Source organism: Phenylobacterium sp. VNQ135, assembly GCF_049445735.1.
In the GTDB taxonomy this organism is placed as follows: domain Bacteria; phylum Pseudomonadota; class Alphaproteobacteria; order Caulobacterales; family Caulobacteraceae; genus Phenylobacterium.
Genome location: NZ_JBMSDS010000004.1, coordinates 401,141 through 413,508, shown reverse-complemented (window position 1 = coordinate 413,508; position 12,368 = coordinate 401,141). Strand labels below are relative to the sequence as shown.

The window sequence follows — 12,368 nt, the reverse complement described above, 5'->3', positions numbered from 1 at the left end:
CGTTGCCACGCTTCAAGCCGCAGCCACGGCTGCGGCCGAGGATGAGACGCCCTCGGCGCGCGGCGGGACGGGCAGGGCGTGGCCGGCTGCGACCGCGCGTTTCGCTCCCCGTTCAATCTCGCGCAGCAGGTCGTGGACGTAGCGCCCGAAGTCCACCTGGATCGTGTGCCGGGCGGACTTGTAGTAGGGGCCGAGGTGGTCGGCCTCGTCCTTCGCCGTGACCGCCCGCATCTCGTCCGCGGCCGGCGGCCGGTAGCGTCCGGTGAGATAGGCGCCGACCAGCTTCGCCTGCTGTTCGGCGAAGTTCACCAGCGTGGGCAGGGGCTGCGCCAGGCCCATGAAGAACAGGTTGGCGACGCCCGGCTGCATCATTCGCTTGAACAGCGGGAAGCGGTTCTCCGCGTCCGGCAGCAGCGCCGGGTCGGAGAAGAACGGGAAACTGATCCGGTAGCCGGTGGCGTAGACGATGGCGTCCACGTCCTCGACGCTGCCGTCCTCGAAGCGCACCTTCCGGCCGATCAGCTCGGCGATGTTCGGCTTGAACTTCACGTCGCCGCAGCCCGCCCGCGTCAGAAACTCGCCCGATACCGAGGGGTGCGCCTCCAGCGGCTCATGGTCGGGCTTCGGGAGGCCGTAGTCCTCCATCGCGCCGATCGTCTTCTTGATCTTCTTGCGGGCCAGGGCCAGGCCCAGCTTGCGCGGGAACCACGGCGGCAGCGCCGCCTTGTCCGCCGGCTTGCCGTCCATGTACTTCGGCAGCACCCAGACGCCGCGGCGGGCGGCAACCCACAGGGTCCTCGCGATCGGCCGCTGGGCGAGCTCGGAGGCGATGTCCATCGCCGAATTACCCATGCCGACGACCACGATGTTCTTGCCGCGCATGTCCACGGGATCGAAGGGGTCGCGGTACTCGTGGGCGTGGAAGTGCGGCCCGTCGAAATGGCCGGGGTAATCCGGGATGCGCGCGTCCCAGTGGTGGCCGTTGCAGACGATGAGGACGTCGTAGAGCCGCCGCTCCCCGGTCGACAGCGTCACCGACCAGAGCCCGTCGCTCGTCCGCTCGGCGTGCGTCACGGCGGTGTTGAAGGTGATCAGCGGCCGCAGCCCGAAATGGTCCACGTAGTCGTGGAAATACTGCAGGAGCTGGCTGTGGTGCGGGAAGTCCGGCCAGTCGGCGGGGACCGGATAGTCTTCGAAGGCCAGGCGCCACTTCGAGGTGTCGATGTGCAGGCTCTCGTAGCAGGCCGACATCCCGTTGGGGTTCTTGAAGTACCAGTTGCCGCCGATGTCGTCCGACATCTCGAAGCAGTCGAACGGCACGCCCAGGTCCTTCAGGCGCTTGGCCGTCGTGAAACCCGAGCAGCCCGCGCCGATGATGCAGGCCTTGGGCAGGGATGCGCCCATCTGTGACCTCCCGATGTGTTCTTCTTCTGCGGCAAGTCTGACGGGGTTACGCGACGGTCGGCAAGCGCTGGCGGAGAACGCCGATTCCGCGCAATGACGGAGCCCGAAAGGTGGGGTGATGGCGGCGCAGGGGCTCGACGGCGAGTACGACTACATCGTGGTCGGGGCGGGCTCGGCGGGCTGCGTCGTGGCCAATCGTCTCTCGGCCGATCCCAGGAACCGCGTGCTGGTCCTGGAGGCCGGCGGCACGGACGACTGGATCTGGTTCCACGTGCCGGTGGGCTACCTCTTCGCCATCGGCAACCCGCGGTCGGACTGGCTGTTCGAGACCGAGCCCGAACCCGGGCTCAACGGGCGGGCGCTGAAGTATCCGCGCGGAAAGGTGATCGGCGGCTCCTCGGCGATCAACGCCATGATCTCGATGCGGGGCCAGGCCGCCGATTACGACCACTGGCGCCAGCTCGGCCTTAGCGGCTGGGGCTGGCAGGACGTGCTGCCGGTCTTCCGCCGGCTCGACGATCATTTCCTGGGAGACGGCGAGCACCATGGCGTCGGCGGCGAATGGCGGGTGGAGCGTCCGCGGGTCCGCTGGGATGTGCTGGACGCCATCGCCCGCGCCGCGGTCGAGATGGGCGTCCCGGCGACCGAGGATTTCAACACCGGCGACAACACCGGCGTCGGCGCCTTCCACGTGAACCAGCGCCGCGGCCTGCGCTGGTCGGCGGCTCGCGCCTTCCTCAAGCCCGCGCTGAAGCGGCCGAACCTGCGGCTGGAGACCGGCGTCACCGTCGAGCGGGTGCTGATCGAAAACGGCCGCGCGGTGGGGGTCGCCTTCTCCCGCGGCGGGGCGCGCTTCGAAGCCCGCGCCCGCGGGGAGGTGATCCTGTCCGCCGGCGCTATCGGCTCCCCCCAGATCTTGCAACTCTCGGGCGTCGGACCCGGCGAGTGGCTGTCCGAACTCGGGCTGCCGGTTGTCGCCGACCGGCCAGGCGTCGGCCGCAATCTTCAGGACCACCTGCAGCAGCGGGCCATCTACAAGGTCAGCGGCGTGCGCACCCTGAACGCGGTCTACCACTCGCTCCTCGGCCGGGGTCTGATGGGCCTGGAGTACGCCCTCCTGAGGACGGGACCCCTGACCATGGCGCCCTCGCAGCTGGGGCTTTTCACGGTCTCCTCGGCCGAGCACGAGCGGCCGAACATCCAGTTCCACGTCCAGCCTCTGTCGCTGGACCGCTTCGGTGAGCCGCTGCACCGCTTCCCGGCGGTCACCGTGGCGGCCTGCAATCTCAGGCCCACCTCACGCGGCACGGTCCGCCTGCGCTCGCCGGACCCGGCCGATGCGCCGAGGATCGCGCCCAACTACCTGGCCACGCCCGAGGATCGCCGGGTCGCCGCTGACGCCATTCGCGTGACGCGCCGCCTGATGAGCCAGTCGGCGCTGAGGCCCTACCGTCCGGAGGAATACCTGCCGGGGCCGGCGGTCGGCGACGACGACGCGGCCCTGGCCAGGGCGGCCGGCGACATCGGCACCACCATCTTCCACCCCGTGGGCACGGCGAAAATGGGCCTGCCGTCCGACCCGCAGGCCGTTGTGGACGACCGGCTGCGGGTGATGGGGGTGGCGGGTCTGAGGGTGATCGACGCCTCGGTGATGCCGACGATCACGTCGGGCAACACCAACACGCCCACGGTCATGATCGGCGACCGGGGCGCGGGGTTCGTACTGGAGGACAGCCGCGCCTAGGCGGCGCCGGTCGTCAGACCAGCGCGCCGTGGCAGTGCTTGAACTTCTTGCCCGAGCCGCAGGGGCAGGGCTGGTTGCGGCCGGTCTCTTCCCAGCCGTCGGGCAGGGCGGTCACCGGCAGCGCCTGGCGCTGCTCGGCCGAGATGTTGTCGGGGATGAAGCTCGCCGCCTCGTTCTCGCCCGTCAGCGGGTCGAGGTGGACCTCGAACATCTCAGGCGCGTGCTGCTGCGGCGGCTCCTCGAACTGGATCTCGACGTTCATCAGCCAGCGCGTGACCGTCTGGCGCAGGTCCACCAGCAGCTTCTCGAACAGCGAGAAGGCCTCGGTCTTGAACTCGTTCAGCGGATCGCGCTGGCCGTAGCCGCGCAGGCCGATCACGTTGCGCAGGTGGTCCAGGTGCATCAGGTGCTCCCGCCACTGCGTGTCGACCACGTTGAGCAGGAAGCTCTTCTCGACCTGGCGCATGCGCTCGGGGCTTAGGAGCTGCTCGCGCTCGGCGGCGCGGACATCGGCGGCCTTCTGGATCCGCTCCTCGATCTCCTCGTTGGCGATGCCTTCCTCGGCCGCCCAGTCGGCGATCGGGAGGTCGAGGCCCAGGTACTCGCGCACCTGGGCGGTCAGCCCCTGGACGTCCCACTGTTCGGCATAGGCCTTGGGCGGGAGGTGACGTTCGACGAGATCCGAAATGGTGTCGCGGCGGAATTCGAGGATCGCCTCCGAGAGGTCCTGCGCATCCAGGAACTCCTGGCGCTGCTCGAACACGGCCTTGCGCTGATCGTTCACGACGTCGTCGTACTTGAGCAGGTTCTTGCGGATCTCGTAGTTCCGCTGCTCGACGCGCTTCTGGGCCGTGGCGATGGCGCTGTTCAGCCACTTGTGGGTGATCGCCTCGCCTTCCTGGACGCCGAAGGTGCGCATGATCGCGTCCAGCCGGTCGCCGGCGAAGATGCGCAGCAGGTCGTCCTCGCACGACAGGAAGAACTTCGAGTGGCCGGGGTCGCCCTGACGGCCGGTCCGGCCGCGAAGCTGGTTGTCGATCCGGCGGCTCTCGTGGCGCTCGGTGCCCAGCACGAAGAGCCCGCCGGCGGCCAGCGCCTGCTCCTTGAGGTCCTTGATCTCGGCTTCGATCTTCTCGCGTTCGGCGAAGGCCTGCTCAGGCGTCGGCTCCACGCCCAGCGCGCGCTGCTCGTCCCGCCACTTGGCCAGGCGCATGTCGACGTTGCCGCCCAGTTGGATGTCGGTGCCGCGGCCGGCCATGTTGGTGGCGATGGTCACGGCCCCGGGCATGCCGGCGTCGGCCACGATCAAAGCTTCCTGCTCGTGATAGCGGGCGTTCAGCACGTTGTGCGGAATGCCGGTCTGGCTCTTGCCGTCCTTCTCGAAGCGGTGGGCCTTCAGCAGGTCCGAGAGCTGCTCCGACTTCTCGATGGAGACCGTGCCGACCAGAATCGGCTGGCCGCGCAGGTAGCACTCCTCGATCTGCTTGATGATCGCCTGGTTCTTCTCGGCGTTGGTCCGATAGACCTCGTCGTCGTCGTCGATCCGCTGGATCGGCCGGTTGGTCGGGATCTCGGCCACGTCCATCCGGTAGATGTCGAGGAACTCCTGCGCCTCGGTGGCCGCGGTGCCGGTCATGCCCGACAGCTTCGAGTAGAGGCGGAAGTAGTTCTGGATCGTCACCGAGGCCAGGGTCTGGTTCTCGGGCTGGATGACCGCGCCTTCCTTCGCCTCGATGGCCTGGTGCAGGCCCTCGGACAGGCGGCGGCCGTGCATCATGCGGCCGGTGAACTCGTCGATCAGGATCACCTCGCCGGCGCGGACGATGTAGTCCTTGTCGCGGGTGTAGAGGACGTTGGCGCGCAGCGCCTGGTTGACGTGGTGCACCACCGAAACATTGGCCGGGTCGTAGAGGCCAGCGCTGTCCTCGGCGAGGTGGCCGGCGGCCTCGAGGATCTGCTCGATCTTCTCCGAACCTTCTTCGGTGAGGATGACCTGCCGCTGCTTCTCGTCGTGGTCGTAGGTGGTCGGGTCCTGGATCAGTTCTTTGATCAGCAGGTCGATGGTCTTGTAGAACTCGGAGCGATCTTCGGTCGGGCCCGAGATGATCAGGGGCGTCCGCGCCTCGTCGATCAGGATCGAGTCCACCTCGTCGACGATCGCGAAGTTGTGGCCGCGCTGGACCATCTCGCCTTTGTCGTAAACGAGGTTGTCCCGGAGGTAGTCGAAGCCGAACTCGTTGTTCGTGCCGTAGGTGATGTCGCTGTTGTAGGCCGCCTGGCGCTGGCCCTGGCTGAGGCCATGGACGATGACGCCGGTGCTGAGGCCCAGGAAGCGATAGACCTGGCCCATCCACTCGCTGTCGCGCTGGGCGAGGTAGTCGTTGACGGTGATGACGTGCACGCCCTTGCCGGCCAGAGCGTTCAGGTAGGTCGGCGCGGTGGCCACCAGCGTCTTGCCTTCGCCGGTCCGCATTTCGGCGATGCCGCCCTCATGCAGGATCATGCCGCCGACCAGCTGCACGTCGTAATGGCGCTGGCCCAGCACGCGCTTGGCCGCCTCGCGGACCACGGCGAAGGCTTCGTCCATGATCTGGTCGAGGGTCTCGCCCTTGGCGAGGCGCGCCTTGAACTCGTCGGTCTTGGCCCGCAGCTCGGCGTCGGAGAGGCCCTGGATCTTGGGCTCCAGCGCATTGATCTTCAGGACGCGCGCCTGGAAGGCCTTGACCTTGCGGTCGTTGGAGGAGCCGAAGAACCGTTGGAAGATGCTCAAGGGAGATGTCCGATCGTCGGCGGCGTCCAGGGCCCTACGCACGCCGAAAAAGCCGCTCTTTTGGGGCGTGCGTGACTTAAGGACTACCCCCGGCCAAGTCAACGCGGCGGCATGGCCGCACCTCTCGGACGGAGGTGCGGCCCGCGGTTCAGATCAGAACACCTCGAAGAGGCCGGCGCCGCCCATGCCGCCGCCGATGCACATCGAGACGACGACGTGCTTGGCGCCGCGGCGCTTGCCTTCCTGCAGGACGTGGCCCGCCAGACGCGCGCCGGTCATGCCGAAGGGGTGGCCGATGGCGATGGAGCCGCCGTTGACGTTGTACTTCTCCGGATCGATGCCGAGCTTGTCGCGGCTGTAGAGGCACTGGGAGGCGAACGCCTCGTTCAGCTCCCACAGGTCGATGTCGTCGATCTTCAGGCCGTGCCGCTCCAGCAGGCGCGGGATGGCGAAGATCGGGCCGATGCCCATCTCGTCAGGCTCGCAGCCGGCGACGGCCCAGCCCTTGAACACGCCCAGCGGGTTCAGGCCGCGACGCTCGGCTTCCTTGGCTTCCATGACCACCACGGCCGCCGCGCCGTCCGAGAGCTGCGAGGCGTTGCCGGCCGTGATGTACTTGCCGGGGCCGCGCACCGGCTGCAGGCCCGAGAGGCCCTCCAGCGTCGTGTCGGGGCGGTTGCACTCGTCGCGATCGACAACGTAGTCGACGACCGACTCCGCCTTCGTCGCCTTGTCGACCACCTTCATCTTGGTCTTCATCGGGACGATCTCGTCGGCGAACTTGTTCGCCTGCTGGGCAGCGGCCATGCGGCGCTGGCTTTCCAGCGAATACTCGTCCTGGGCCTCGCGGCTCACCTTGTAGCGCTCGGCCACGATGTCGGCGGTGTCGATCATCGGCATGAAGATCGCCGGGTACATCTCGGTCAGCTTCGGATCGAAGTTCTCGACGCTGCCGGGGCCCGGGTTCGGCATGGAGATCGACTCCACGCCGCCGGCGACCACCACGTCGGCGCCGCCGTTGCGGATGTAGTCGGCGCCCATGGCGATCGTCTGCAGGCCGGACGAGCAGAAGCGGTTAACCGTCACGCCCGAGGTGGTGATCGGCAGGCCGGCGAGCAGGCCCGCCTGACGGCCCAGGTTCCCGCCGCCATGGGCGACGTTGCCAAGGAAGACGTCCTCGACCTCGGCCGGGGCGATGCCCGAGCGCTCGACCGCGTGCTTCACGGCGTGAGCGGCCATCGAGACGGTGGGCGTCATGTTGAAGCCGCCGCGGGCGGACTTGGCCAGGCCGGTGCGGGCGTACGAGACGATAACGGCTTCGCGCATTCTAAATGATCCTCCGGGAGAATGGTCGGCGCTTTTAAACGATTGTTCTAACTCGGGGGCAACCTTTGCATCCCGCAGCGGAAATGGCTAGGGACGGCCCGCGCCCGCCCGCGTGCGGCGCCGCTCCGGAAAGACGGGTGATCCTCGCATGGCGGCACAGACCCTCCGCACGGCCGGCCTGGTCCTGGCGCTGAGCGCGGCGCTCGTCGCCTGCGGCCGCGGCGGCGACGGCGACCAGCCGCCCGAGCGCGGCGACGTGGCGGTGGCCCGTGTCGATGGCCGGACGGTCTGGACCTCGGACGTGAAGCGCGAGGCGGTGGCTCAGGGCCTGATCGGCGAGGGGGAGCCGCTGGATCCGTCGTCCGACCTGTTCCGCCGGGTGCTGGACGAGGTGGTCGACCAGAAGCTGCTGGCCGCCGAAGCGTTGAAGCGCAAGCTGGACAAGGACCCGGTCGCCCAGCGCCGCCTGGCCGCCGCCCGCGATCGCATCCTGGGTGACATGCTGGTGGAGGACGTCGTGGCCGACGCCGTCACCGAGAACAACATCCGCGGCCTCTATGAAGAGCAGCAGAAGCTGGCCAAACGCTCGGAGGAGATCCGCGCCCGTCAGATCGTGCTCGCCACCGCCGCCGACGCCGAGGCGGTGAAGAAGCTGCTGGCGGCGGGCGCCTCCTTCGAGGCCCTGGCCATGGAGCGGTCGCGCGACGCCGCGACCCGCTTCAACGGGGGAGACCTCGGCTACTTCACGACCGACGTCATGCCGGAGGCCTACGACACGGCCCTCAAGGACGCCAAGGTCGGCCAGATCGTCGGCCCCTTCGCGGTCGAGACCGGCTTCGCCCTGGTGAAGGTGGAGGATCGCCGCCTGGAGCAGCCGATCACGCTCGAGGCCGCGCGGCCGCAGATCGTGCGCTTCCTCACCTACGACCGCATCCGCGACCTGCTGGAAAAGCTGCGCGGCAAGGCCAAGATCGAGACTCTGGTGAAGCCGCAGGAAGGCGCGCCTCAGGCGCCCCCGCCGGCGGACGCGCCCAAAGCCAAGGGGACCCCCTCATGAGCCGCAAGCCCACGAAATCCGACGCGGCCAAGTCGAAGCCGGCCAGCAAGCCGGTCGAGGTGGTCGGCCAGACCCTGGAGCGCGCCTTCGACCCGCTGACCAGCGCGATCAAGCGCGCGGCCCTGAAGCGCGCCGACAAGCTGGCCCACGCCTTCGATCGCGAGCCGCAGCCCGCGGGTTCGGCCGCTCCCGCCAAGGTGGACAAGTCGGCCATGCCGGTCTCCCCCCTGGCCGTGCCGTTCCCCGAGATGAAGCCGATCGCCGGCGTCCAACTCGCCGTGGGCCGCGCGGGTTTCTACAAGCACGAGCGCGACGACCTGATGGTCATGTCCTTCCCGGACGGCGCCAGCGCCGCGGGCGTCTTCACCCGCCACGGCGTAGGCTCGGCGCCCGTCGACTGGTGCAAGCGCCACCTGGAGGCGACGAAGGGCGAGGGCGCGCGGGCCCTGGTGGTCAACGCCGGCTGCGCCAACTCCTTCACCGGCAAGCCCGGCGCCGACGCCGTCCGCCGCGTCGCCGCCGGCGTGGCCAAGCGGTTCGACTGCCGCCAGCGCGACGTGATGGTGGCGTCCACAGGCGTCATCGGCGTGCTGCTGGACGACGCCAAGATCACCCACCGGCTGCCGGACCTGGAGCAGAAGCTCAGCGCCGACAACTGGGCGGCGGCGGCGCGGGCCATCATGACCACCGACACCTTCCCGAAAGGCTCGTACGCCGAGGCCACGATCGACGGGACGACCGTCCGCATCGGCGGCATCTGCAAGGGCTCGGGCATGATCGCGCCCGACATGGCCACCATGCTGGCCTTCGTGGTCACCGACGCGGCGATCTCGCCGGGCGCGCTGCAGAACCTCTGCAACCTCTACACGCGCAATACCTTCAACGCGGTCACGGTGGACGGCGACCGCTCGACCAATGACACCCTGCTGCTGTTCGCCACCGGCCAGTCCGGCGCGCCGAGGATCAGCCGCGCCGGCGACCGCCGCCTGGCCGACTTCCGCGACAAGCTGGAAGGGGTGCTGATGGACCTCGCCCACCAGCTCGTCCGCGACGGCGAGGGGGCGACCAAGTTCATCAAGATCACGGTGACAGGCGCGGAAACCGCCGCCTCGGCCCGCAAGATCGCCAAGTCGATCGCCGACAGCCCGCTGGTGAAGACCGCCTTCGCCGGCGAGGACGCCAACTGGGGCCGGATCGTCATGGCGGTGGGCAAGGCCGACGAGCCGGTCGACCGGGACTCCATCAGCGTCAGGTTCGGCGACCTCTGGGCCGCCCAGGACGGCCTGATCGCGCCCTCGTACAACGAGGCGAAGATGAGCGCCTACATGAAGAAGCCGGAGCTGGAGGTCACCGTTGACGTGGGCGTCGGCCGCGCCAGCTCCACCGTCTGGACCTGCGACCTCACCAAGCGCTACGTCGAGATCAACGGGGACTATCGGTCGTAGGCCGACGTTCCGCGCCTGAAACGACGAAGGGCCGCCCCCGTCTCCGGCGCGACCCCTCTTCCGTCAGCCTGCGGCTGACACCTTCTCCTGCAAGGGGAGAAGGATGACTACCGATTGCTCCAGACGCCGGAACGATTGCCGCCGCCGCCGGAGCGGTTGCCGCCGCCGCGGCGCGGGCCCTTGAAGGCCGGGCGCTCTGCGCCGCCATTGCCGCCTTCGCGCGCCGGGCCGCCCTCGTGACGGTGGCCGGGCTTGGCCTGGCTGTGGTTGCGGTTCGGCTTCTTCTGATGGCCCTGGCGGTGCGGCTGGGCCGCACGTTCCGAGCGCTCCGGCTTGCCGCCCGTTTCGGGCATCGCCGCCGTGGCGGCGCCCAGGTGACGGTCGTTGCGGCGATCGAAGTTCGGGATCCGCTGGCGGGTCACCTTCTCGATGTCCTTCAGCAGGTTCCGCTCGTCGTCGGCGCAGAACGCCACGGCGGAGCCGTCGGCGCCGGCGCGCGCCGTCCGGCCGATCCGGTGGACATAGGCTTCCGGCACGTTCGGCAGCTCGTACTGGACGACGTGGCTGACCGCGTCGATGTCGATGCCGCGGGCGGCGATGTCGGTGGCCACCAGGGCGCGGACCTCGCCCTTCTTGAACGCCGCCAGCGCCCGCTCGCGCTGGCCCTGGCTCTTGTCGCCGTGGATGGCGGCCGCCTCAACGCCCACCTGCTCCAGGCTGCGGGCCACGCGGTCGGCGCCGCGCTTGGTGCGCGTGAAGACGATGACGCGCTTGAAGCTGGCGTCGTCGAACAGTTCGGCCAGCAGGGCGCGCTTGCGCTGCTGCTCGACGAACAGGACGCGCTGGTTGATCCGTTCCACCGTCGTGGACGGCGGCGTGACCGTCACCTTCAGCGGGTTCGGGTTGAGGATCTCGCCGGTCAGCTTCTCGATCTCGGCCGGCATGGTGGCCGAGAAGAACAGGTTCTGGCGCTGCTTGGGCAGGAACTTCACGATGCGCCGGATCGGCACGATGAAGCCCATGTCCAGCATCTGGTCGGCCTCATCCAGGACGAAGGTCTCCACGCCGTCGAGGACGATGGACTTCTCCTGCAAGTGGTCGATGAGGCGGCCGGGGGTGGCCACCAGAACGTCGACGCCGCCGGCCAGGGCGCGCATCTGCGGCCCATGCTTCACGCCGCCGAACACCACGGCGACCGAGACGCCGATCTGCTTGCCATAGGCCTTGAAGCTCTCGGCGATCTGGGTGGCGAGCTCGCGGGTCGGTGAGAGCACGAGGACGCGGGCGCTGCGGCGCGGGGCCGGCTTCCGGTCCTCGGACAGCCGGTGGAGGATCGGCAGGGCGAAGGCCGCGGTCTTGCCGGTCCCCGTCTGGGCGATGCCCAGCAGGTCGCGGCCGCCCATCACGCCCGGGATCGCCTGGGCCTGGATCGGGGTCGGATTGACGTAGCCTTCGTCGGCCAGCGCCTTGAGCAGCGGCTTGGCCAGGCCAAGGTCAGTGAATTGGGTCAAAGAGGTATCTTTCACGTATGCGCCGAGCGCGCCCAGTCGAACGGTTCGAGGGCGCGGACATCGCGGGTCTATGGGGAAGCGCCCCGCGTGATGGGCGAATCTTATGGGTCGGTTGGCTCAACAGGCTGAGCCTCCTTCTGGAGGCCCCACGCGGCTGGAGCGCCGATAGCGCCGTCTCTTAGGCGCGCAGTGGAGATCGGTGTTCGCGAGCGCGAAGTCAACCCAGCGCAACCATTCGGACACCGCCTGTGGCGGATATGGCGCGGTCGCGCTAAGGCCCGTTCATGACCAAGCCGATGCTCCTGGTGGCCGCCGCCGCCCTGATCGACGTCGACGGCCGGGTGCTGATCTGCCAGCGGCCGGAGGGCAAGCAGCTCGCCGGCCTCTGGGAGTTTCCCGGCGGCAAGGTCGAGCCCGGCGAGACGCCCGAGGCCTGCCTGATCCGCGAGCTGGACGAGGAGCTCGGCATCCGGGTGACGAAGTCGTGCCTCGCGCCCTTCGTCTTCGCCAGCCACGAGTACGAGGGCTTCCATCTGCTGATGCCGCTCTACCTGATCCGCCGCTGGGACGGGCAGCCGAGCGCCAAGGAGCACAAGGCGCTGGCTTGGGTGAAACCGGTGAAGCTGGACGACTATCCGATGCCCCCGGCCGACGCGCCGCTGGTGGCCTGGCTCCGGGACCTGATCTGATGCGGCAAGCTTCGCGGACGCTCTCGGTCGCCACGCCCGGCCAGGGCCTGCACGAGATCACCCGCGAGGTCGCGGCCTTCGTGGCGGGCGAGGACATGACGACAGGCCTGCTCACCGTCTTCTGCCGCCACACCTCGGCGAGCCTGCTGATACAGGAGAACGCCGACCCGGATGTGCGCCGGGATCTGGAGGACTGGGTCGCCCGCGTCGCGCCCGAGAGTCCGTCGTATCGGCACCAGGACGAAGGTCCCGACGACATGCCGGCCCACCTGCGGACCGCCCTGACGACCGTGCAGCTCTCCATACCCCTGACGGGCGGCCGTCTGGCGCTGGGGACCTGGCAGGGGATCTACCTCTTCGAGCACCGCACCCGCCCGCAGCGGCGCGAGCTCGTCCTGCACCTGCTGGGGGAGTAGCGCCCT

The 12,368-nt window shown here is 69.0% G+C and carries 9 protein-coding genes; 5 read left to right on the top strand and 4 right to left on the bottom strand.

Annotated features, from left to right (window positions below):
• Positions 1-12: 12 nt before the first annotated feature.
• Positions 13-1,404, bottom strand: coding sequence for a flavin-containing monooxygenase (locus tag ACO2Q0_RS16730; RefSeq protein ID WP_423352657.1), 1,392 nt, complete (start codon positions 1,402-1,404; stop codon positions 13-15).
• A gap of 118 nt (positions 1,405-1,522) precedes the next feature.
• On the opposite strand from ACO2Q0_RS16730, the gene ACO2Q0_RS16725 reads away from it, so the two are divergent.
• Positions 1,523-3,148 carry a GMC family oxidoreductase gene (locus ACO2Q0_RS16725; protein WP_423352656.1) on the top strand — a complete coding sequence of 542 codons (1,626 nt, stop codon included), beginning with the start codon at positions 1,523-1,525 and terminating at the stop codon, positions 3,146-3,148.
• A 13-nt stretch (positions 3,149-3,161) separates the two neighbouring features.
• On the opposite strand, the gene secA is transcribed toward ACO2Q0_RS16725, so the two are convergent.
• The gene (gene secA, locus ACO2Q0_RS16720; RefSeq protein WP_423352655.1) at positions 3,162-5,918 is read right to left on the bottom strand and encodes a preprotein translocase subunit SecA; all 2,757 of its coding nucleotides are present in this window, start codon (positions 5,916-5,918) and stop codon (positions 3,162-3,164) included.
• A gap of 153 nt (positions 5,919-6,071) precedes the next feature.
• Positions 6,072-7,244 carry an acetyl-CoA C-acyltransferase gene (locus tag ACO2Q0_RS16715; RefSeq protein WP_423352654.1) on the bottom strand — a complete coding sequence of 391 codons (1,173 nt, stop codon included), beginning with the start codon at positions 7,242-7,244 and terminating at the stop codon, positions 6,072-6,074.
• Between the two features lie 148 nt (positions 7,245-7,392).
• Here ACO2Q0_RS16715 and ACO2Q0_RS16710 point away from each other — a divergent pair, with 148 nt between their 5' ends.
• A complete protein-coding gene (locus ACO2Q0_RS16710) occupies positions 7,393-8,301 on the top strand; it encodes a peptidylprolyl isomerase (RefSeq protein WP_423352653.1) in 909 nt (302 codons plus the stop codon).
• Positions 8,298-9,746, top strand: coding sequence for a bifunctional glutamate N-acetyltransferase/amino-acid acetyltransferase ArgJ (argJ, locus tag ACO2Q0_RS16705; protein WP_423352652.1), 1,449 nt, complete (start codon positions 8,298-8,300; stop codon positions 9,744-9,746). The genes ACO2Q0_RS16710 and argJ overlap by 4 nt, the downstream gene beginning before the upstream one ends.
• 107 nt (positions 9,747-9,853) lie before the next feature.
• On the opposite strand, the gene ACO2Q0_RS16700 is transcribed toward argJ, so the two are convergent.
• Positions 9,854-11,257, bottom strand: a complete 1,404-nt coding sequence (locus tag ACO2Q0_RS16700) for a DEAD/DEAH box helicase (protein ID WP_423352651.1) — start codon at positions 11,255-11,257, stop codon at positions 9,854-9,856.
• Positions 11,258-11,541: 284 nt separating this feature from the next.
• Between ACO2Q0_RS16700 and mutT the strand changes: the two genes are divergently transcribed.
• Positions 11,542-11,946, top strand: a complete 405-nt coding sequence (gene mutT, locus ACO2Q0_RS16695; RefSeq protein ID WP_423352650.1) for an 8-oxo-dGTP diphosphatase MutT — start codon at positions 11,542-11,544, stop codon at positions 11,944-11,946.
• A complete protein-coding gene (locus ACO2Q0_RS16690) occupies positions 11,946-12,362 on the top strand; it encodes a secondary thiamine-phosphate synthase enzyme YjbQ (RefSeq protein ID WP_423352649.1) in 417 nt (138 codons plus the stop codon). The genes mutT and ACO2Q0_RS16690 overlap by 1 nt, the downstream gene beginning before the upstream one ends.
• Positions 12,363-12,368: the final 6 nt, after the last annotated feature.